The organism is Acidobacteriota bacterium, assembly GCA_016716715.1.
In the GTDB taxonomy this organism is placed as follows: Bacteria; Acidobacteriota; Thermoanaerobaculia; order UBA5066; family UBA5066; genus Fen-183.
Genome location: JADJVE010000004.1, coordinates 37,969 through 57,712 on the forward strand (window position 1 = coordinate 37,969; position 19,744 = coordinate 57,712).

General features: G+C 69.5%; 20 protein-coding genes and 2 pseudogenes. 6 read left to right on the top strand and 16 right to left on the bottom strand.

What is annotated here, in order from left to right; all coding sequences use genetic code 11:
- Positions 1–132 precede the first annotated feature (132 nt).
- The 3 genes from IPL89_07400 to IPL89_07410 are packed head-to-tail and all read left to right on the top strand — an operon-like array spanning position 133 to position 3,280.
- The gene (locus IPL89_07400; protein MBK9063008.1) at positions 133–1,722 is read left to right on the top strand and encodes an ammonium transporter; all 1,590 of its coding nucleotides are present in this window, start codon (positions 133–135) and stop codon (positions 1,720–1,722) included.
- Positions 1,723–1,735: 13 nt separating this feature from the next.
- Complete coding sequence (locus IPL89_07405; GenBank protein ID MBK9063009.1) at positions 1,736–2,101, top strand: P-II family nitrogen regulator; 366 nt, start codon at positions 1,736–1,738, stop codon at positions 2,099–2,101.
- 9 nt (positions 2,102–2,110) lie between these two features.
- A complete protein-coding gene (locus IPL89_07410) occupies positions 2,111–3,280 on the top strand; it encodes a porin (GenBank protein ID MBK9063010.1) in 1,170 nt (389 codons plus the stop codon).
- Positions 3,281–3,286: 6 nt separating this feature from the next.
- Here the strand turns inward: IPL89_07410 and IPL89_07415 are convergent, their stop codons facing one another.
- The 6 genes from IPL89_07415 to IPL89_07440 form a co-directional block, all read right to left on the bottom strand.
- Positions 3,287–4,228, bottom strand: coding sequence for a ketopantoate reductase family protein (locus IPL89_07415; protein MBK9063011.1), 942 nt, complete (start codon positions 4,226–4,228; stop codon positions 3,287–3,289).
- Between the two features lie 22 nt (positions 4,229–4,250).
- A complete protein-coding gene (locus IPL89_07420) occupies positions 4,251–4,439 on the bottom strand; it encodes a hypothetical protein (protein ID MBK9063012.1) in 189 nt (62 codons plus the stop codon).
- A gap of 180 nt (positions 4,440–4,619) precedes the next feature.
- Positions 4,620–6,422, bottom strand: a complete 1,803-nt coding sequence (locus IPL89_07425; GenBank protein ID MBK9063013.1) for a ScyD/ScyE family protein — start codon at positions 6,420–6,422, stop codon at positions 4,620–4,622.
- Between the two features lie 94 nt (positions 6,423–6,516).
- Positions 6,517–7,887 carry a pyridoxal-phosphate dependent enzyme gene (locus IPL89_07430; GenBank protein MBK9063014.1) on the bottom strand — a complete coding sequence of 457 codons (1,371 nt, stop codon included), beginning with the start codon at positions 7,885–7,887 and terminating at the stop codon, positions 6,517–6,519.
- A 5-nt stretch (positions 7,888–7,892) separates the two neighbouring features.
- On the bottom strand, positions 7,893–9,029 hold the full coding sequence (gene moeB, locus IPL89_07435; protein ID MBK9063015.1) for a molybdopterin-synthase adenylyltransferase MoeB: 1,137 nt from the start codon (positions 9,027–9,029) through the stop codon (positions 7,893–7,895).
- Between the two features lie 39 nt (positions 9,030–9,068).
- Positions 9,069–9,770 (bottom strand): CPBP family intramembrane metalloprotease, encoded by a 702-nt coding sequence (locus IPL89_07440; GenBank protein ID MBK9063016.1) that lies wholly within the window; start codon positions 9,768–9,770, stop codon positions 9,069–9,071.
- 61 nt (positions 9,771–9,831) lie between these two features.
- Here IPL89_07440 and IPL89_07445 point away from each other — a divergent pair, with 61 nt between their 5' ends.
- On the top strand, positions 9,832–10,536 hold the full coding sequence (locus IPL89_07445) for an SDR family oxidoreductase (GenBank protein ID MBK9063017.1): 705 nt from the start codon (positions 9,832–9,834) through the stop codon (positions 10,534–10,536).
- A 10-nt stretch (positions 10,537–10,546) separates the two neighbouring features.
- On the opposite strand, the gene IPL89_07450 is transcribed toward IPL89_07445, so the two are convergent.
- The 3 genes from IPL89_07450 to IPL89_07460 all read right to left on the bottom strand — a co-directional run bounded on the left by IPL89_07450 (position 10,547) and on the right by IPL89_07460 (position 13,533).
- Positions 10,547–11,437, bottom strand: a complete 891-nt coding sequence (locus tag IPL89_07450) for a hypothetical protein (GenBank protein MBK9063018.1) — start codon at positions 11,435–11,437, stop codon at positions 10,547–10,549.
- 71 nt (positions 11,438–11,508) lie between these two features.
- Positions 11,509–12,555 carry an aspartate/glutamate racemase family protein gene (locus tag IPL89_07455; GenBank protein MBK9063019.1) on the bottom strand — a complete coding sequence of 349 codons (1,047 nt, stop codon included), beginning with the start codon at positions 12,553–12,555 and terminating at the stop codon, positions 11,509–11,511.
- A 27-nt stretch (positions 12,556–12,582) separates the two neighbouring features.
- Entirely contained in the window at positions 12,583–13,533 is a 951-nt protein-coding gene (locus IPL89_07460) for an NmrA/HSCARG family protein (GenBank protein MBK9063020.1), read from the bottom strand.
- Positions 13,534–13,642: 109 nt separating this feature from the next.
- Here IPL89_07460 and IPL89_07465 point away from each other — a divergent pair, with 109 nt between their 5' ends.
- Entirely contained in the window at positions 13,643–14,902 is a 1,260-nt protein-coding gene (locus tag IPL89_07465; protein MBK9063021.1) for a hypothetical protein, read from the top strand.
- Here the strand turns inward: IPL89_07465 and IPL89_07470 are convergent.
- Together IPL89_07470 and IPL89_07475 are read right to left on the bottom strand one after the other, a co-directional pair.
- A complete protein-coding gene (locus IPL89_07470) occupies positions 14,899–15,396 on the bottom strand; it encodes a VOC family protein (protein ID MBK9063022.1) in 498 nt (165 codons plus the stop codon). The two genes, IPL89_07465 and IPL89_07470, sit on opposite strands and share 4 nt — an antisense overlap.
- A gap of 3 nt (positions 15,397–15,399) precedes the next feature.
- A pseudogene (locus tag IPL89_07475) lies at positions 15,400–15,772 on the bottom strand (DoxX family protein).
- Here IPL89_07475 and IPL89_07480 point away from each other — a divergent pair.
- On the top strand, positions 15,762–16,094 hold the full coding sequence (locus IPL89_07480; protein MBK9063023.1) for a hypothetical protein: 333 nt from the start codon (positions 15,762–15,764) through the stop codon (positions 16,092–16,094). The pseudogene IPL89_07475 and the gene IPL89_07480 sit on opposite strands and share 11 nt — an antisense overlap.
- A gap of 101 nt (positions 16,095–16,195) precedes the next feature.
- Here the strand turns inward: IPL89_07480 and IPL89_07485 are convergent.
- The 5 genes and pseudogenes from IPL89_07485 to IPL89_07505 all read right to left on the bottom strand — a co-directional run bounded on the left by IPL89_07485 (position 16,196) and on the right by IPL89_07505 (position 19,738).
- A pseudogene (locus IPL89_07485) lies at positions 16,196–16,570 on the bottom strand (VOC family protein).
- A 52-nt stretch (positions 16,571–16,622) separates the two neighbouring features.
- The gene (locus IPL89_07490; protein MBK9063024.1) at positions 16,623–16,922 is read right to left on the bottom strand and encodes an SRPBCC domain-containing protein; all 300 of its coding nucleotides are present in this window, start codon (positions 16,920–16,922) and stop codon (positions 16,623–16,625) included.
- Positions 16,835–17,656: an SRPBCC family protein gene (locus tag IPL89_07495; GenBank protein ID MBK9063025.1), complete on the bottom strand. Its 822-nt coding sequence runs from the start codon at positions 17,654–17,656 to the stop codon at positions 16,835–16,837. The genes IPL89_07490 and IPL89_07495 overlap by 88 nt, the downstream gene beginning before the upstream one ends.
- Before the next feature lie 364 nt (positions 17,657–18,020).
- Positions 18,021–18,407, bottom strand: coding sequence for a winged helix-turn-helix transcriptional regulator (locus IPL89_07500; protein ID MBK9063026.1), 387 nt, complete (start codon positions 18,405–18,407; stop codon positions 18,021–18,023).
- A gap of 68 nt (positions 18,408–18,475) precedes the next feature.
- On the bottom strand, positions 18,476–19,738 hold the full coding sequence (locus IPL89_07505; protein ID MBK9063027.1) for an RNA polymerase sigma factor: 1,263 nt from the start codon (positions 19,736–19,738) through the stop codon (positions 18,476–18,478).
- Between the last annotated feature and the right edge of the window lie 6 nt (positions 19,739–19,744).

The following is a 19,744-nucleotide window of genomic DNA, read 5'->3' on the forward strand; positions in this document are numbered from 1 at the left end:
CATCGCGGAGGCGCATCGAGACGGCGCCGTCGCCGCCTAAGCCACTCCCCGTCAATCACTTTCAAAGAATCTCTTCCTCCCCGTTCCCCCGGCACGCCCCGTGCGAGGGCGCTGCGCATCGGGAGGGCGACGATGAAGAAGAAACTGGTGACGGTCCTTTTCCTGGTCGGGCTGGTGGCGACCTCGTGGGCGCTCCTGGCCGCCGATCCGTCGGGAGCGAACACCGGCGGCATCTCGAACGTGCCGTCCAAGGTGGCCGGCAAGCCCACGCTCGAGGAAGTGGGGGCCGCCGTCGGCCAGACGCGGGTCGCTCTCAATTTCGTCTGGGTCCTGGTGGCGGGCTTCCTCGTCATGTTCATGCAGGCCGGCTTCGCGCTCGCGGAGACCGGCTTCACGCGCGCGAAGAACGCCGCCCACACGATGACGATGAACTTCATGGTCTACGGCATCGGGATCCTCGGCTTCTGGATCGCGGGCTTCGCCCTACAGATGGGGGGCTCCGGCGCCGCGATGGGCGCGGCGCTCTCGGTCCCCGCCGAGATGGGCAAGCTGATCGGTCCGACGATCGGCGGCAACCTGTGGGGCCTCTTCGGCGGAACCGGGTTCTTCCTGAGCGGCGTCTCGTACGACGTCGCCGCGTTCGCGATCTTCCTCTTCCAGATGGTCTTCATGGACACGGCCCTGACGATCCCGACGGGCTCGATGGCCGAGCGGTGGAAGCTCTCGGCGTTCGTGATCTACGCCTTCGTCGCGTCCGCGGTGATCTATCCCCTGTTCGCGAACTGGGCGTGGGGCGGCGGCTGGCTCTCGACGCTCGGCAAGTACACCGGCCTCGGCCACGGCTACGTCGACTTCGCGGGCTCGGGCGTCGTCCACCTGACCGGCGGCGTCATGGCGTTCGTCGGCGCGAAGATCCTCGGGCCGCGCATCGGCAAGTACGTCAAGGGCGAGGTCCGGGCGATTCCCGGCCACAACCTCCCGATGGCGCTTCTCGGCTGCTTCATCCTCGCGTTCGGCTGGTTCGGATTCAACGCGGGCTCGACGCTCGCGGGCACCGACCTGAGGATTTCGGTCGTCGCGACGAACACGATGCTGGCATCCGCCTCTGGTGCCCTCCTCGCGTTTCTCGTGACCTGGAAGAAGTACGGGCGGCCCGACCCGTCGATGAGCGCGAACGGGATGCTCGCGGGCCTCGTCGCCATCACCGCACCGTGCGCGTTCGTCAACGCCCCGGTTTCCGTACTGATCGGCGCGATCTCCGGCGTCCTCGTCGTCTACGCCGCGCTCTACATCGAGAACACGCTCAAGATCGACGATCCGGTCGGCGCGATCGCGGTCCACGGCTTCAACGGCGCCTGGGGCCTGATCGCCCTCGGCCTCTTCGCCGACGGAACGTACGGCGGCGGACTGAACGGCGGGCCCGAGGCCGGGGTCGCGGGCCTCTTCTACGGGGACGGCAAACAACTCGTCGCCCAGTTGATCGGGATCGGCGCGAACCTGGTCTGGGTCGGCCTGTCGAGCCTCGTGCTCTTCAAGATCCTCGACGCCACGGTCGGGATGCGCGTCACCCCCGAGCAGGAGATCCAGGGCCTCGACTTCAACGAGGTCTCCGCCCCTGCGTACCCCGGGGACCGTCCGTCCGTGAACACGCCGGTCGTCGTGTCCCGGCCGGCAGCCGCGGCCGTCGCCGTCCTGAAGCCGGCCCCGGCCGGCGGGAAGTGAAGGGAGCGCCGTTATGAAACTGATCACCGCCATCATCCGCCCCGAGAAGCTCGAAGACGTCAAGATCGCGCTCTTCGCTGCCGAGGTCGAAGGACTCACGATTCAGCAGGTCTCCGGCCACGGCGGAGAGAAGGCCGTCATGGAGAGCTACCGCGGCCATCCGCTCCTCTACGAGTTCCACGACAAGGTGCGGCTCGACATCGCCGTCTCCGAGCCGTTCGTGCAGCTCACGGTCAAGGCCATCGCCGACGCGGCAAGGACCGGCCAGGTGGGCGACGGGAAGATCTTCGTCCAGCAACTCGATCACGTCGTGAGAATTCGCACCGGTGAAGCCGACGTCGAGGCACTGACGCCCGTCACCGTAAGCGCGAAAACCTAGGGAGACGCCATGAAAACGCCCTTTTCGCGCGGCCTTCGGGCCGCACTCGCGGGAGCCCTGTCCCTTCTGTCCGCTCTGGCCGCGAACGCGCAGGCTCCTCCGCCTACGCCGACGCCCGTCGCGGCTGCTCCGGCGGCCCCGGCGCCGCCGCCGGTCAAGGCCTGGTACGAAGAGCTCTCGGTCAACGCCTTCGTCTCCGCCAGCTACTCGTACAACTTCAACCGCCCGGCCACCGGGACGAATCAGCTCCGGGTTTTCGATTTCGACGACAACACCTTCAAGGTGGACGTCGCCGAGATCGTCCTCCAGAAGGCCGTGAGCAAGCCGGGCGAGGCCGGGTTCCGCGTGGACTTCGTGGCGGGCTCCTCGATCCCGCGCGTCTCGTCGTCGTACGGCCTCCTCCAGGGACAGGACGTCGACCTCCAGCAGGCGTTCGTGAGCTGGATCGCGCCGGTCGGGAGCGGCCTGCGTCTCGACCTCGGGAAATTCGTCACGCACTTCGGGTACGAGGTGATCGAGGGATACGACGGCTGGAACGACAACGCGACCCGTTCGTTCGAGTTCGGCTTCGGGATGCCGTCCGCGCACACGGGCCTGAAGGCGTCGTACGCATTCAGCGATCAGCTGGCCGGGATGCTCGAGATCGTGAACGGCTGGGACGTCGCGCGCGACAACAACACCTCGAAGAGCATCGGCGTCCAGCTCACCTGGACGCCGTCGAAGTCCGTGACCGTGTTCGGGAACTTCATGACGGGCCCCGAAAGGGCGAACGTCAACTCCGATCCGCGCAACCTCTTCGACGTCGTGGCCCAGTGGAAGCTGAGCGACCTGACCGTTTTCACCGTCGACGCCCTGTACGCCAGCGAGAAGGGCGCCGTGGCGCCGGGCGAAACGGCCAGCTGGTGGGCGATCGCCGGCTACGCCCGCCTCGGGCTCAGTGATTCCTTCGCGTTCTGTTTGCGGGCCGAGTACTTCGACGACGCGGACGGCGCCCGGACGGGGGCGGCCCAGAAGCTGACCGAGGTGACCGTCACGCCCGAGTGGAAGGCGACGCCCCATCTCATCTTCCGCGCGGACCTGCGAGTCGACTGGTCCAACGCCGACGTCTTCGTCAAGAACGACGGCGCCTTCAAGGGAAACCAGGCGACCGTGTTGCTGAACGGAATCTACGTCTTCTAGGGCCCTCTAGCCCGATGGCTCCCGGCGCCGCGACCCGGCGCCGAGAGCCGCGACCGCCGTGTCGTGAACAGGCGTCTCGACGCCGGCCTCGCGCCCGAGGCGCGAGACCGCGCCGCTCAGGTCGTCCAGCTCGTTCGGGCCGCCGGACTCGAGGTCGAGGAGAAAGCTGGGCTTCATCCCGGCGCCGAGGCCGTCCATGAACAGGAGGATCTTCGCCTCCTCGTCGTCGGCCAGCGCGACGCCGCGCGCCCGCGCCACCGAGAGGACCTCGCGGACGGCACGCTCGAGGAGCAGCTTTCCGTAGAGGGCGTCGCGCACGGGGCCGATCGAGGTTCGAGCCAGCCCGCAGGCGGCCGCCATCGGCGCGATGAACGCGAACTTTCGCCAGAGGTCGGCCATGATGTCCTCCGACACCCGGGCCTGGGCTCCCGCGTCCCGGAACGCCTGCGCGATCTGCTCCGCCCGCGCGGACGGCCCGCCTCCGAGCTCCCCCACCGCAACGTTCTGGAACGGGCTCTTCCTCTCGACGATGCCCGGAGCCGCTTTCGCGACGCTGATCTGCGTCAGGCCGCCGAGGACGCTCGCCTTCGGCACGCCGCCCGCGACGAGCCGGTCCGCGGCCTCGACTCCGTTCAGAAGCGGGAGAACGACCGCTCCCGTCTTCGCCAGGAGCCGTGCCGCGGGCAGGACGTCCGCGAGGGAATACGTTTTCACCGCCACGATCGCGAGGTCGGCGGGACCGAGGGCGGTGACGTCGTCCGACGCCTCCACCGCCACGGTGAACGACCCCTCGGGCGTCCGGACCTCGAGCCCGCGCGCGCGGATCACCTCGAGATGCGCGCCCCGCGCGAGAAGGGCGACCGGATGGCCGGCCCGCGCGAGGGCGCCGCCGTAGTAGCCGCCGACGCCGCCGGCGCCGAGGATCGCGACGCGCAGCTTTCCGCCCATGCAGCGAGTCTAGCGCCGGGGCTCAGCGCCCTTCGATCCTCCGCTTGAACTCCTCGAGAACAGCCAGCGGGTCGCGCGGAGCGGGCATTTCCATGCACACGTCGCACGTCTGCACCTTGATTGCACGGACGTCCGCCTGCCCGAAGGCCTCGACGAGCTGCGAAAGCCAGAACGGGACGCGCTCGAGCACGGCGAAGTCGATGCGCTTCACGGAGCGGCACCGCCCGCAGAGAAGGGTCAGGACATCCCCCGGCACGCCCCGACGCTATTGAATCGGCGCGTCATGCGGCATGAAGCGCCTGCATCAGGGGCGGCGCCGCCTCCCGAATCGGGCCGCGGGAAGACCCGCGCCGGTCGTGGCGGACCGGCGCGGGCAAAGCGAGCCGGGGGCTCAGCGCGGCAGGATCGTGCGCGCGTCGCCCGAGTCGTTCTCGATCACCGACGCCACGGCGGCGAACGCGCCGTCCGTCGTCGGCGTCGAGACGACGACGCGGCCTCCCGTGAGCGCGCCGGAGGCTCCGAGCATCCGGGCGACCCCGTTGAGCTGCTTCATCCCGAGCGGCGGAAGAGTGACGGTCGCGGACCCCAGCGCCGCTCCCGCTTCGGAGACGAGCGTGAGGGTCACGTCGAGGCTCGCCGACGTCGCGTTCGCGAGGACGAGGTTCGTCCGGGCGCCGGCGTCCTCGCGGATCGCGAGGAGAGAACGGGCCTGGCCCGGTCGCACGAGGCTCGAGTCCGAAAAGGCCGGAAGGCCCTGGCCCAGGTGTCCCGCCGCCGTCGCGGCCAGGACCTCGCCGTAGACCGCGAGTTCCGGAGTCGAGGCGGTGACGAGGATGGCGCCCCACGCGTCCGTCAGGCCGAAGACCGACGACAGAACGTCGTGGTAAGTGGCCGACTTCCCGGCCCCCAGCGTGAAGCTCTTCGCGGGTCCGGACCGGCCGTCGGCGTCGTGCCCGAGGTAGCGCAGCGTGTATGCGGCTTCGGCGTTGCCGGGATTCCCGACGGTCACGTCGGTCGTGTAGCGCACGCCCGACGCACCCGACACGAGGCTCGCGCTCGTCGGGAGGACCCACGAGGAGTCGCCCAGCTGAATCTTCACGACCTGGCCGAGCCCCACCGGCGGAGGGCCGAACCCGACGTTCGACACATAGAGCGCCCCGTCGGGCCCGAACGTCATGCCGGTCGGCAGGAAGAGCCCCGTCGCGACGACCTCGAGCTCCCCCGACGCCTTCACGCGCACCACCCGCCCGGTCTCCGGCGTCGGGAACGCGTTGCCGGTCGTGTTCTCCAGGACGTACATCCGCCCCTGGGCGTCGAAGGCGACTCCGAGAACCGTGGTCAGGCCTTCGACCACGATGGAGATCGAGCCGTCCATCCCGACCCGGTAGATCTTCGACGAGCCCTGGACGATCGGGAACGGGTTCAGGTTGCCGACGTAGAAGGCGCCGTCGTGGTACGCGATCGCCGACGGCACGACGTGGCCCTGGCTCGCGGAGACGTCGATCAGCCGGCGGATCGCTCCGTTCTGCGGCGAAACCACGTCGATCTCGCCGTGATTCGGCTCGACGGCGTAGAGCGCCCCCTGTGCCTCGACGAGGCCGTACCAGCTTCCGTCGGGCTCGAAGTCGTCCTCTTCCGGGTGCGCGACCGGGTGAGCCCGCAGGAAGGCGCTCAGGTCGGCCACCATTTCCCACGTCCCGTCGTGGCGCACGCGGATGATCCCGTTCGGGAAGTTCGTCACGCCGTGGGAGCAGCCAGCGCCCGCGATCAGCGCGTACAGCGTGTCGCCCACGAACGCCACATCGGCGACGCCGCTCACGAGGCTGCCCTCGGACGTCTGGCTGGACGGGAGGTTCCCGACGACCGTCGTGCGCGCGCCGGTGCGGTCGATTCTCGAAATCCGGGCGCCCGTCTGGCTGCCGAGATACGGCCCGATGGGCGGGATGACCGCGGCGCATCCCGACGGCGCGGGGTTCGTGCCGCCGGTTCCGCCCTCGGCGACGTAGAGAAGCCCGTCCGGTCCGAACTTGAGTCCACGCGGGTTGTTCAGCCCGGTTGCGAAGACCGAAATCGTGGCGGTCTGGCCCGCGAGGCGGATCCGCCCGCTGGCGGCGGATCCCGGGCTGTCCGCAAGCGCCACGGAAGCCGGGAGAAGACACGCGAGGACGAGGGTATGGCCGCGACTGAATCTCATACGCACCTCCGCATTCAAGGTAGGTGCGGCGCGGCAGGGAATCCTCGGGGACTCCTCAGAAAATTGTCAGCGTCCCCGCGACGGTCTTCGTGGCTCAGCGCGCCGCGAAGCCGATGACGTCGATCCGCGTCAGGATGCCCACGGGCCGGCCCCTCTCCTCCACGAGCAGCGCGTGCGCGGACGTCAGCATCCGCGTCGCGGCGGCCACGGGCTCGTCGGCGGAGAGCCGCGGCAGCGGCGCCTCCATGGCGGACGAAACGGCGGCGTCGGGAGTCGCGCGGCCCTCGAGAACGGCCTCGAAGAGATGCGGCTCGACGACCGTGCCGACGACCTCACCCGAAGCGGACATCACCGGCAGCTGCGAGACGTGGTGCTTGCGGATGAGCGCGAGCGCCGCGCGCACGGGGTCTTCCGGCTTCAGCGTCAGGAGAGCCGGCAGGTCGCCTCCGGCCGCTTTCTGGCGCAGCAGGTCGCCCACGCGCATCTCCGCGGCGTCGAGCATCCCGTGGTCGGCGAGCCAGCCGTCGCTGTGGAACTTGCTCAGGTAGCGTTCGCCCGTGTCGGGGAGCATCACGACGACGACGTCGTCCTTCGTCATCCGCTCGGCGACCTTCAGCGCTCCCGCGAGCGCGGTTCCCGACGAGCCGCCGACGAAGATCCCCTCTTCGCGCGAGAGGCGCCGCATGAGATGGAACGACTCGCGGTCCGTGACGGTCAGGATCTCGTCGATGTACTGGAATTCGACGTTGCCCGGAATGATCTCCTGACCGATTCCCTCCACGAGGTACGGGGCCGAGTCGATCATCTTCCCGGTCCGCTGGAACTCTCCGAGGATCGACCCGACGGGCTCGACGCCGACGACGCGGACGGCGGGGTTCTGCTCCTTGAGGTAGCGCCCCGCGCCGCTCGTCGAGCCGCCCGTGCCGAGCGAGGCGACGTAGCAGGTCACGCGGCCTTCCGTGTCGCGCCAGATCTCCGGGCCTGTCGTGAGGTAGTGAATCCCGCGGTTGTGCGGGTTGAAGTACTGGTTCGCGAGGAACCCGCCGGGAGTCTCGGCCGCGATTCTCTTCGCCACCTCGGTGTACCGCTCGGGTGAGCCGGGAGGCGCGCTCGTCGGCGTGATCACCACGCGCGCGCCGTGCGACTTGAGGAGGTCGCGCTTCTCCTGCCCCACCTTGTCCGGCATCACGCAGATGCACTTGTAACCCTTGACGACGGCCGCGAGCGCGAGGCCGAGGCCCGTGTTGCCGGACGTCGCCTCCACGATCGTCCCGCCCGGCTTCAGCGTGCCGTCCTTCTCGGCCATCTCCACGATGTGGATCCCGACGCGGTCCTTGTTGCTCTTGCCGGGATTGAAGGACTCGAGCTTCGCGAGGACGAGGGGTTTCAGGCCCTTCGTGACGGAGTTCAGGCGGACGAGCGGCGTGTCGCCCACCGTTGCGAGAATGTCTTCGAAAAAGCGCATCGAGTTCAAAGCGAGAGGCCCGGGTCGACGTCGCGCGCCCAGGCGAGGATCCCGCCGGCGAGATTGTACGTGCGACTGAGTCCGGCCCCGCGCAGGAGCACGACGGCCCGCGCCGAGCGGACGCCCGAGCGGCAGTACACGACGACGGGGCGCGTCCGGTCCACCTCGTGGAGACGGGCCGGCAGCGAGCCGAGCGGCACGAGGACCGCACCGGCGATCGCCGCGAGCGCGGCCTCAGCCGGCTCGCGCACGTCGAGAAGCTGGAAGGGCTCCCCTCTCTCCTGCCACGCCCGCACGTCGGCCGGCGCCATCTCCGCGCCCTCCGGCAGGACGGGGGCGCCTGCGCCGCAGAGCGCGTCGTAGTCGACGAGGTCCGTGATCGTCGGATTGTCGCCGCAGAGGGGGCAGGCGGGATCCCGCGGCACGGCGATCTCCCGGAATGAGAGCGCAAGAGCGTCGTAGAGAAGCAGGCGGCCCGCGAGCGATCGGCCTATGCCGAGCAGGAGCTTCAGCGCTTCCGTCGCCTGCAGGGCCCCGACGACGCCGGGCAGGACGCCCAGCACTCCACCCTCGGCGCAGCTCGGGACGAGGCCGGGCTCCGGCGGCGACGGGTAGAGGCAGCGGTAGCACGGCCCCGCGCCGCGCTGGAAGACGCTCACCTGCCCCTCGAACCGGTAGATCGATCCGTAGACGTTCGGCTTGCCGAGGAGAAAGCAGGCGTCGTTCGTCAGGTACCGCGTCGCGAAGTTGTCCGTGCCGTCGAGGACGACGTCGAAGCCCTCGAATACGCTCCGCGCGTTGTCCCGCGTGAGGCGCTCCGGGAAGACGGCGACGTCCACGTGCGGGTTGAGGGCGGCGAGCCGCTCGCGCGCCCGGTCGACCTTAGGGCGGCCGACGTCGGCCGTGTCGTAGAGGACCTGCCGCTGGAGGTTCGAGACGTCCACCGCGTCGAAGTCCGCGAGGCCGATCTTCCCGACGCCCGCGGCCGCGAGGTAAAGCGCCGCCGGCGAGCCGAGGCCCCCGGCACCCACGATGAGGAAGCGCCCCGCGCTCAGCCGTTCCTGGCCTTGTTTCCCCACCTCCGGCAGGAGCAGGTGGCGCGAGTAGCGGGCGATCTCGTCGCGGGAAAGGGGCTCCGCCATGGCGCCCCAACCTTACACGCCCTGGGCCTCCCGGCTCCCTCAGGCCCTCCCGGCGTACAACGCGTACGCGGCCGCGATGCCCAGGAGGTCGAAGACCGCGTGGACGACCATCGAGTCCGCCGCCTTCCGCCGCCAGAGGAACACGAGGGCGAAGGCGAGGCCGGAGACGCCCGCCTGGACCGCTCCCAGGACGCCCTGATACAGATGGCCGAGCGAGAAGACCGCCGTATCCGCCACGACGGCGAAGACGAGACCGGGGCGCCCGAAGGCTCTCTCGAAACGCGTGAGGACGAAGGCGCGAACGAGCTCCTCGGCGAAACCGCCGCCGACGATCCCCGCGAAGACCCAGAAGAGCGCCTCGCGCGGGTCGCGGAAGAGCGCGCCGAGCCGCCCCTCCGCCGCCGGCAATCCGAGGGCCTTCAGGAGACTGCCGAGAAGGACGTTCACGAAGAGGAACACGCCGATCGCGACCGCGAGCCCGCGCACGGCCGCGCTCCGAAGCGCCCCGCCCGTCACGCCGAGGTCCTCGAGCGACTCGCCGTTCGCGCGAAGGAAGAAGAGGACGACCGCGAGCACCAGAATGGCCTTGATCGCGACGAAGCCCGCGATGCTCCTGACACTCGGCGGCGCCGAGTTGCCGCCGGGCTTGAGGAGGTGCGTGTACGCGGAGTATCCCCACGAGACGCCGACGAGACACACGGACGCCGGAAGCGCCCAGGCTTTCGCAGTGGCGGACGTCACCCCCTTCTTACGGGGCCCTGCCGCCCGGAGTTCTGGTAGCGTTGCGGCGGCCGGAGGGTCCATGCCGTCGTTCGAAGGCGCCTCGGTCCTCGTGGCGGGCGGAACGGGCGGTCTCGGCCGCGCCATCGCGCTCGCCTTCCTCGCGGAGGGCGCTCGCGTCTCCGTCACCCTTCGCAATCCCGCCGAGCTCGGCGAACTGCAGCGTGGGGCCGGTGCAGGCGCGGCCCGCCTCGAAGGCCACGAGTCCGACGTGACGGACGAGCAGGCTGCCCGGAAGCTCGTCGACGAAGTCCGGAAGAGGCAGGGACGTCTGGACGTCCTCGTGAACGCCGTCGGGGGTTTCACGGGAGGCAAGCCGCTCTGGGAGGCGAACGCCGACACCCTCGACAAGATGCTCGCGCTGAATCTGCGCTCGGGCTGGGCGCTGACCCGCGCGGCGGCGCCGGTGATGATTGCCCAGGGCCACGGCGCGATCGTGAACGTCGCCGCGCAGGCGGCCCTCGCTCCCCCAGCCGGCCTCGGCGCCTACACGGCGTCGAAGGCGGCCGCGATCGCGCTCCTCGCGTCGCTCGCTGCGGACCTCAAGGGCACGGGCGTGAGGGCGAACACCATCCTCCCGTCGATCATCGACACGCCGGCGAACCGCACGTCGATGCCGGATGCCGACTTCTCGAAATGGCCGAAGCCCGAGGAGATCGCCCGCGTCGTCCTTTTCCTTTGCAGCGACGAGGCGAAGCTCGTGAACGGCGCCGCGATCCCGGTGTAAGGGCAAGCCTTCAGTAGGCGGTGCCCTTCGGCCCCATGACCCAGACGGACGCGTAGTACGACATCGTGCCCCACCACGCGACGTGGAGATCGGGCAGCACGCTCTTGCCGAGCTGGAAGCCCGACTTGTCGGGCTGCGTGCCATTCAGGGCGCCGCACGGGCCTGGACAGATCGTGTCGAACGAGAGGGAGTGAAAAGCCCAGTGGTTCTTGAGCGTGCGCGCGAACTTCAGCGTATCCGTTCCCGCCTTCGGGCAGCTCGAGCTCGAGTCCGCGCCGTGGTGCACGATTCCCCACTCCAGAAACTTCGTGCAGCCCTGCAGGTCCGCCGCGGTCGCCACGATCTCCTTGAGGTCGAGCGACGGCTGGAGCGTGAGCGGCTTCGAGGGGGCGGACTTTCCAGCCTCGACCGTCACGACCTTGAGGGTCACGCTCTTCGGGTCCGCGAAGCCCTGCAGGTCGGGCACGACGGATTCGATCGAGGTGTCCGACCACGACCCGATCGACATCTGCGTGTTCCCGTCCGACAGGAGGAGCATTCCCCTTGCGTCCCTGAAGCCGCACCCCGTCACGAGAACCGGGTCGCCCGGCTGGAAGACGTTCGGCGTCACCGCGTCGATGCGAAGGCTCGCCAGGCAGGCGGTCTTGTCGAGCGCCGCCTTCGAAACAGCCGCCGATTTGAGCGCCGTGAACGAGGCCTTGAGGGACTGCGCGCGGGCCGTCTTCCTCGCGGTCTCCTGGCTCAGAACCCGCTGCGACTCCTGGCCCGAGAACGCCTTGAACCGCGCCTGCACGTCGGGCGAGACGCGGACCGCGGTTTTCGGAACGTCGGCGGCGCCCCCCGAAGCGGCTGGAAGCAGAAGAGCTGCCGCGATCAGGGCGGATGTCGTTCGAAGCTGCATCGAAATCTCCTTGAAGAGGGTTTTCTCCAAGGTAGGTGGCCCCTTTCGCGACCGCAAGCCATGCAGATGGCTCAGCGCGGGATGACGCCCCCGGCCTCGACCACCGCCGGAAAGAGCGCGGAGTCGCGGCGGATGTTGAGGAGGGCGTCGGCCGTCTCCGGAGACGTCTTGCGGAGCAGCGCCGCAAGGTTCGCGCGCGCCCCCTCGTCCACAGGGACTTTCGACACGGCCTCGACGGTGACGGCCGTCTTCGGGAACCGCTTCCCGCCGCCTTCCTTGAGGACGACGTCCGCCATGAGGGGATTCGGGTCCAGGACCTTCACGCCCGGATGGCCGGCCGCCGCGAACGCCTGCTCCCAGAGGGGCTTCACGTAGCCGTAATGAGTGCAGTTGAGGCTCACGACGAGGGGGCCGCCCTTCGTCGTTTTCTTCTCCAGCGCCTCGGCGACGAACTTCTTCACGTAGCCGACCGTCTCGGCGCTGTCCGATCCGCGCTCGATGGCGCCCGCCAGCTTCGGACACGCTTCGCCCACGACGTGATCCGGCGCGACGCCCTGGGCGACGAGCAGCTTCTTGTGGGCCTCCGACTCGATCGTCGTCTTCGTCGCGAAGACGAGAGCCGTCGCATCGGGCTTCGACGCAAGTTCCTTGCGGATGAGGCCGGCGCCGAGGCCGACGATCTCGACGGTCTCGACACCGCCCGTCTTCGCGTGCTCCGTGCGCGGCCAGACCACGGACAGCGTGTTGCACGCGATCAGGATGAGGTCGGGCTTGAAGCGCGCCTCCATGGCCGTGAGTGCGCCGTCGAAGATGCGGACCTTGTCCGCGTCGTTTCTCAGATCGTTGTAGCCGAAGGCAGGGTCCGGCTCGGCGTTCACGAAGACGATGCGCGCGGACTTCACGATCCCGCTCGCGGGCAGGCGCGCCGCAAGGTCTGCCGCGACCGAGAGGCCGCCGAGGCCGGAGTCCGTGACGACGATCGTGACGTCGGCCTTCTTCTTCGCAATCTCGGCGAATGCGGCCGGGCTCCCGGCGCGCGCAACACCCGGGGCGAGCGCGAGCGGGAGGAGAAGAGCAGCGAGGAGCGGGAAGCGCCGGGGCGTATTTCGAATGGCCATACGCCCCGGAGCTTAAACCGTCGGGCCCTACTCGAGCGGGATGCGCTTCGCGTTACGCGAGAGCCACTGCTCGTAGGTCTGGAGTCCCGGGAAAAGGCTTCTCGAGAATTCGACGCTCCGGGCCGCGCAGAACTCGTCGCTGAAGTCCCGGTTGAACTGGAACATGTTGCCCATGTCGTCGGCGCCGGGGAATCCGAAGCCGCGGTAGACGTCGGGGGACACGGCGTTGTAGCCCACCTCGCGGCCGAGCGCCTTCGTGAGCCCGGCGGCCAGCTCGGCACCCGTCAGGTGCTGCCCGGCGATCCCGACGCTCTTCCCGATGTACATCGGGCCGGCCTTGAAGATCGCGTAGGCGCACGCGCCGATGTCCTCCGCGGCGATGCCGGGGAGCTTCTTGTCGCCCATGGGCATCGCGATGGCGAGCGAGCCGTCGGGGCCCTTCTTCGGGCCCGCCCCGAAGAAGATGAAGTTGTCCCAGTAGAACGACGTGTACAGGAACGTCGTCGGGACGCCGAGGTCGGTGAAGAAGTGGTTGGATTCGCCCTTCGCGTCGAAATGCGGGACCTTGTACTTGCCCTGAAGCGTCGGCATGCGGTTGTCCGAAAGCGGGATCCACTTCCGCGAGTCTTCCAGCGTGGACCAGATCGCATGCTTCACGCCGGCGTCCTTCGCCGCCTTCGCCATCGCCGCCGCGTGGGCCATCTCCTTCTCCGGGGAGAAGTGAGCCCAGAAGAACGTGACGCAGTACGCGCCGTATGCGCCCGTGAACGCTTTCTTCAGGCTCTCCGCGTCGTCCACGTCCCCCGCGACGACTTCGGCGCCGAGCTTCGCGAGCTCCTTCGCCTTGTCGGAATTGACGTCGCGTGTGATGGCCCGGGCGGCGAAACCGCCGCTGGGGTCCGCGAGGATCGCCCGGACGAGTCCGCTGCCCTGCGCGCCGGTGGCGCCGACGACGGCGATGATCTTCCTGTCTGCCATGGTGAGTCTCCTTGCGATAGCATCTCAATCCTAGAGGAAAAAGCCTATGAGAGAAACGCCGGCTCCGCGGGGAGTCCTACGCTCCGTGCTTCTTCTACGGATTCTCTTCGTGCTGGGTATCGGCTCTGCCAGCGCCCTGAAGGCACAGTCGCAGGCCGCGCCGCCTGCGCCGACGCTCAAGCCGGTCCGGCCCGGGCAGGCCCCGCCGAACCCGTATTCGAAGAAGCTGATTGCACGCGGAAAGCTCCTCGTCGTTTCCAGCGGCTGCAACGACTGCCACACGCCCTGGGTCTTCAACCCGGAGCTGGGAGTGCCCGCCCCCGACTGGACCCGCATGCTCTCCGGACATCCCGAGGGCGGGCCGGACCCGCAAGGCGAGGTCGGCCCGGCCGACATCGGCATCATCGGCCCGACGTTCACGAGCTTCAAGCTGCCCTTCGGCATCACGTACTCGCCGAACCTGACGCCCGACATCGACACGGGAACGGGGTCCTGGACCGAGAAGATGTTCATCGACGTCTTCCGGAAAGGCCGGCACCTCGGAGGCGACGGCAGGCCCGTCTATCCGCCGATGCCCTGGGATTCGTACCGGAACCGGTCGGACGAGGACCTCAGGGCGATGTTCGCCTACCTCAGGTCCATCCCGCCGCTGCGCAACCTGCCGCCCACCGAGAAGGTTCCGCCTCCGGTTGAAGGCGCCATCATCGAGCTGAACGACAAGGTCATCGCCCTGCAGGCGAACCCGAAGGTGAAGCTCGAGGCCCCGAAGAACGGGCCGCCGCCGCCTCCCCCCCTCGCCCTCAAGCCGATCGTTCGCGGCAAGGCGCCGAAACGATCCTATTCAGCCGAGCTGGTCGCGAGGGGCAAGATCATCGTGATGGCGGGCGCATGCAACCACTGCCACACGCCATGGGTTTACGACCCGGTGCTGGGCGCTCCCGCGCCCGACTGGTCGCGGATGCTCTCAGGACACCCCGAGGGCGCGCCCGATCCGCAGGGCAAGCCCGGCCCGCAGGACATCGCGCTCATCGGGCCGACGTTCACGAGCTTCCAGCTGGCCTTCGGCACCGTGTACTCGAAAAACCTCACGCCGGACGTCGAGACCGGGAGCGGAGGCTGGACCGAGGAGAAGTTCCTGAAGATCTTCCGAACGGCTCGCCATCCGGACGGCCGCGTCCTCCTGCCGCCCATGCCGTGGGACATGGTCCGGATCCTTCCCGACTCGGACCTCCGCGCGGTCTACGCATACCTGCAGTCGATTCCGCCGCTCCGGAACGAAGTCCCCGAATCCAAGGTCCCGCCGGAAGTGCAGAAGATGCTGGAGGGCGTGAACGCGAAAATGCTCCTGCACCCGCCCGGGCCGCACTAGCGCTTCTTCGTCACCTTCGCGATCGTGATCTTGAAGCCGTCCGGGTCGGTGAGGGAGAAGTCGCGCATGCCCCATGGCTGGTCCGTCGGCGGCTGGTCGAGCGTGCCGCCGCGGGCCACGATGCCCTTCGCCATCGCGTCGATGTCCCCCGTCGCCATGCAGTAGAGACGGAAGCCCTCGCCCTTCTTGCGGTCGCGGCCCTTCTTCCAGTCGTCCTGGCCGAGCATGAAGACGACACTGCCCGCCCGAAGCTGGGCGCCCGCCACCTTCCCGTCGTGCATCCACGTCTCCTCGACGACGAACCCGACGACGTCGCGGTACCAGACGAGGCTCTTCTCGAGGTCGTTCGCCGTGATGCCCGGCGCCACGCTGTCGAGCTTCCATCCCGGCTTCGCGGCCGGCGCGCGCCGTTTCGCGGGAGTCTTCTTCGCGGCCTTCGCTTTCTTCGGGGAGGACTTCGCGGCGGTCTTCTTCGCCTTCTTCTTCGTGGCCATGGTTCAACTCCTTCGCAGCGGGATGAGGTTCTTCAGACGGGGCTCTTGCAGATACACGCCCAGCCACGGAAAACGCCGAGGACGATCTGGACCCAGATCGGGTCGCCGACTCGCCAGTGCGTGCAGATCGCGCCGCCGACGTAGCCGGAGAGGAGGATGGCCCCGAGGATCGACGACGCCGGCACGAGGTAGAGCACGACGCACGCGGCCTCGAGGATGTCGAGCGGCGCCGCGATCGAGATCGGGAGCCCGAGTGCGCGAATCCCTTCTCGAGGTCCGGCCCGCCCTTGAGCTTCAGGATCGCGCTGAACAGGAACAGGAGGCTCGCGAGGACCGAGACCGCGCGCCCCACCCAGTCTGGTCTGATGTCCGCCATCGCCATCCCGGCATCCTCCGCCGGCCGCATCCTACTCGCGGTAGATCGCGAACGCCGCACCCTGCGGATCGGCCAGACGGCGAAGCGGCCCGTCCCCTCGATGGTCGGCGGTGGCACGTACGTTCTCGCGCCGAGCGATGCGGCCAGCGCCGCCGCCGCGTCGCAGTCGGCGACGGCGAAGTACGGCAGCCAGTGCGCGGCACGCGCACGCCGTCCGGAGGCGCCATCATTCCGCCGATCGGCCGCTCGCCCAACATCCTCCGTGTACGTCATGCCGCCGCCCGTGCCCGTCTTCGCCTTCCAGCCGAAGAGCGCCGTGTAGAACGCCTCGGCCTTCGCCGTTTCGTTCGTATTGAGCTGGCCCCAGCAGAAGCCGCCGGGCTCGTTGTGGATGCCGATGCCCCTGTTCTCCTTCGCCTCCCAGACGCAGAAGTTCGCGCCCGTCGGGTCGGCGAGGACCGCCATCTTCCCGAAGCTCCCGACCTCGAACGCCGGAGCGGTGATCTTTCCGCCCAGCTCGGCCGCGCGGCCGGCCGAAGCTTCGGCGTTCGCCGACGCGATGTAGAGCATCCAGTGCGGCGGCACGCCGGGCATCTTCGCGGCGTCCAGCGTGTAGCAGGCGGCCGCGTCGCGCCCCTTCAGCTTGAAGATCGTGTAGGTCATGCCGGGACCCATGTCGTTGTCCGCGGGCGACCAGCCGAAGAGCTTTCCGTAGAACTCCTTTGCCGCCTTCTGGTCCGTCGTCGCCAGCTCGATCCAGCAGAACGCTCCGGGGGCGTGAGTCGAAACCTCGGCCATGTGCGCACCTCCTGCGATTTCCTCTTGATACGGAGTCTCGACTGCCGGGGTTTCAGCCCTTCGCCAGGTACGCCACGAGCTGGTCCATCGTCCCGCCGAAGCCCTTCTCCATCGACCCGATGCCGCCTTCGAAGGCCTTGCGCTCGGCCTCCGCGGCGTGGAACGGGTACCCCTCCAGCGTGAGCGTCGTCTTCCCGCCCGCCTCCTCGAACGTGAGGACGTTCAGGACCTCCAGCGGCCAGTCGGCCGCCATCGGGTGGCGCGTCACGCCGCCGTTCTCGTCGGAGAAGGACACGACGAAGGCGAGGCGCGAGGGCTCGACGACCTCCCGGTAGACGAACCGGCCCCACATCGACGCCTTGCCGTCCGGGGCGGTCTGGCCGTAATGGAAGATGCCGCCGGGCCTGAGGTCCATCGTCCCACCCGCCCACGCGAACCCCTTCGGCCCCACCAGCAGGACAGCCGCGGGGCTTCGGTCCACGCCTTCCAGAGATCGCGCGGCGCGTCGAACGTGCGTGTCAGGACGAGCTTCGGCCCGCCCGCGAGCGCCGCGAGGTGATTCTCGAGTCGGTCCATCGTCTGGCGGTTGCCCTGGAGCGCCCCGAAAACGTTCACGAAGCGGTCGCGACTCTCCCGCGTCGCGCAGACCATCCGCATCGAGACGCGCGTCTTTCCGCTGCCCTCGTCCGTGAACGTGAGGGTCACGTCGAACCGGTCCTCGTCGCGGTCGGCCGAGCCGTGCTCGTAGACGAGGCGCTCGGGGCGGACGACCTCCACGTACCGGGTGAGGTTCGGGTAGTCGGTCCCGTCCGGGCCGTGCATGGTGAGGCGCCAGACGCCGCCGGGCCTCACGTCCATCTCGTGCGTCGTGACCGTGAAGCCGTTCGGCCCGTACCAGCGCGCCAGGTGTTTCGGGTCCGTCCACGCCTGCCAGACGAGGTCGCGCGGCGCGTCGAAGACGCGCGTCGTCGCGATCTCGCGGTCGGCGGTCGGGCTCGACGACGCGCCGGCCGCGTTCGATTCCACGAGAGCCGTCGCGAGGCGCTCGAGAGACTGAGACCAGCCCGGCTTCTGGCCACGGGCCATCATCGGATCGCTCGGGATGGTCTGTCGCACCGTGAGGCGTGTCTTCCCGCCCTCTTCCTCGAACGTCACGGTCGTCTCGACTCGGATTTCGTCGTGGTCGAGCGCCGACCAGACGAGGCGCGAAGGCGCCTCCACCTCGCGGACGAAGCCGTCCAACGGGTACTCGGTCCCGTCCGGCGCGCGCATGACGAGCGAGAACGGCCCGCCGGGGCGCAGCGCGACCTCGCCGCGCGGCGCCGTGAAGCCCATCGGCCCCCACCAGCGCGCGAGGTGCGCGTGCGAGGACCACGCCTCCCACACGAGCGCGCGCGGCGCGTCGAAGAGGCGAGAGATGACGACGACTTCGAGCGCCCCGGGCGCGCCTTCAGGGGCGGCGGGTTTTACGGCCATGGCGGGTCTCCTTCTTGGCGGCTTTTTCGTCCCGCGCCTTCAGCTCGCGCAGGTAGTCGTCGAGGCGGTCGAGGCTCTCTTCCCAGAATCGGCGGTAGTGCTCCACCCAGTCCGCGACCTCGCGCAGGCGGCCCGCCTCGAGGCGGCACGGACGCCGCTGCGCCTCCCGGCCGCGCGCGATGAGTCCGGCGCGCTCGAGCACTTTCAGGTGCTTGGAGACGGCCGGCAGGCTCATGTCGAACGGCTTCGCGAGCTCCGTGACTCCGGCCTCCCCCGCGGCGAGGCGCGCGAGGATGGCGCGCCGGGTGGGATCCGCGAGCGCGGAGAACGTGGAGCTGAGGGCGTCAGGCGAGGGCGTCATGATCCGTGTGGCGTACTTAACCACATGGTTAAGTTATGGCGACGGAGTCTCGACGTCAAGGAAATTCTTCAACCCGGATTGCACGCCGCGGCGCGGGCGAGGAGCAGCTCGCGCTCCCTGCGGTTCGCGGCGAGGGCCGCGGCCCTCTCGAACTCCTCCCGCGCCTCGTCCGGGCGGCCGAGCCTCGCGAGGAGGTCGCCACGCACGCTCGGCAGGAGGTGGTAGTCCGCGAGCGCGGGCTCCCCCGCGAGCGCGTCGACGAGCGCGAGGCCCGCGGCCGGTCCGTCCGCCATCGCGACCGCGACCGCGCGGTTCAGCTCGACGACGGGGGACGGCGCCGCCACCGCGAGGTCGCCGTACAGCGCCGCGATCCGCGCCCAGTCGGTCTCCCCCGCCGTGCGCGACTGCGCGTGACACGCGGCGATCGCGGCCTGAAGCGCGTACGGCCCGCGGCCGCCGAGCGCCTCGGCACGCGCGAGAGCCGCGAGCCCGCGCCCGATGAGGAGGTGATCCCATCGGCCGCGGTCCTGGTCGAGGAACAGGACGGGCTCTCCCCGGGGCCCGATCCGCGCCTTCGTCCGCGAAGCCTGGATCTCCATGAGCGCGACGAGCCCGTGGACCTCGCGCTCCGAAGGCGCGAGGGTCGCCAGGATCCGGCCGAGACGGAGCGCCTCCTCGCAGAGCTGCGGGCGCATCCAGTCGTCGCCCGCGGTCGCCGCATACCCTTCGTTGAAGATCAGGTACAGGACCTCGAGGACCGAGGAGAGGCGCGCGTCGCGGTCCGGACCGCGCGGCACCTCGAACGGTACGCGGGCGTCCGCGAGCGTCCGCTTCGCGCGCACGAGGCGCTGGGCGATCGTGGCCTCCGGCACGAGGTAGGCCCTCGCGATCTCCGCGGTGGAGAGCCCACCGAGGAGGCGCAGCGTCAGCGCCACGCGCGCCTCGCGGGAGAGGACGGGATGGCAGGACGTGAAGACGAGCCTCAGGAGGTCGTCGCCGATGTCGTCGTCCAGCGCCGCGTCGAGGTCGGCCACTGCCCTCTCGCGCTCCGCCTCGAGGTCGCGGCCGATCTCCCCGTGCGCGCGCTCGACGCGCCGCCCGCGGCGAAGGTGGTCGATCGCCCGATTCTTCGCGGCCGCCATGAGCCAGGCCGCCGGGTTGTCCGGCACGCCCGTCTCGGGCCAGCGCTGGAGCGCCGCGACGAGCGCATCCTGCGCGAAGTCCTCCGCGAGGCCGACGTCTCCCGTCATGCGCGCGAGTGCCGCGATGAGCCGCGAGGACTCGATGCGCCAGATCGCGTCGATCGCGCGATGGGCCTCGGGAGCGGACACGGGGGA

Excerpts from the sequence above, each read along its gene's own strand:
- IPL89_07425 (MBK9063013.1), bottom strand. The coding sequence starts at position 6,422 with ATGAGATTCAGTCGCGGCCATACCCTCGTCCTCGCGTGTCTTCTCCCG.
- IPL89_07455 (MBK9063019.1), bottom strand. The coding sequence starts at position 12,555 with ATGGCCATTCGAAATACGCCCCGGCGCTTCCCGCTCCTCGCTGCTCTT.
- IPL89_07470 (MBK9063022.1), bottom strand. The coding sequence starts at position 15,396 with ATGGCCACGAAGAAGAAGGCGAAGAAGACCGCCGCGAAGTCCTCCCCG.
- IPL89_07460 (MBK9063020.1), bottom strand. The coding sequence starts at position 13,533 with ATGGCAGACAGGAAGATCATCGCCGTCGTCGGCGCCACCGGCGCGCAG.
- IPL89_07500 (MBK9063026.1), bottom strand. The coding sequence starts at position 18,407 with ATGACGCCCTCGCCTGACGCCCTCAGCTCCACGTTCTCCGCGCTCGCG.
- IPL89_07495 (MBK9063025.1), bottom strand. The coding sequence starts at position 17,656 with ATGGCCCGTGGCCAGAAGCCGGGCTGGTCTCAGTCTCTCGAGCGCCTC.
- IPL89_07490 (MBK9063024.1), bottom strand. The coding sequence starts at position 16,922 with ATGTGGGGCCGGTTCGTCTACCGGGAGGTCGTCGAGCCCTCGCGCCTC.
- IPL89_07480 (MBK9063023.1), top strand. The coding sequence starts at position 15,762 with ATGTCCGCCATCGCCATCCCGGCATCCTCCGCCGGCCGCATCCTACTC.
- IPL89_07410 (MBK9063010.1), top strand. The coding sequence starts at position 2,111 with ATGAAAACGCCCTTTTCGCGCGGCCTTCGGGCCGCACTCGCGGGAGCC.
- moeB (MBK9063015.1), bottom strand. The coding sequence starts at position 9,029 with ATGGCGGAGCCCCTTTCCCGCGACGAGATCGCCCGCTACTCGCGCCAC.
- IPL89_07400 (MBK9063008.1), top strand. The coding sequence starts at position 133 with ATGAAGAAGAAACTGGTGACGGTCCTTTTCCTGGTCGGGCTGGTGGCG.
- IPL89_07405 (MBK9063009.1), top strand. The coding sequence starts at position 1,736 with ATGAAACTGATCACCGCCATCATCCGCCCCGAGAAGCTCGAAGACGTC.
- IPL89_07450 (MBK9063018.1), bottom strand. The coding sequence starts at position 11,437 with ATGCAGCTTCGAACGACATCCGCCCTGATCGCGGCAGCTCTTCTGCTT.
- IPL89_07445 (MBK9063017.1), top strand. The coding sequence starts at position 9,832 with ATGCCGTCGTTCGAAGGCGCCTCGGTCCTCGTGGCGGGCGGAACGGGC.
- IPL89_07415 (MBK9063011.1), bottom strand. The coding sequence starts at position 4,228 with ATGGGCGGAAAGCTGCGCGTCGCGATCCTCGGCGCCGGCGGCGTCGGC.
- IPL89_07430 (MBK9063014.1), bottom strand. The coding sequence starts at position 7,887 with ATGCGCTTTTTCGAAGACATTCTCGCAACGGTGGGCGACACGCCGCTC.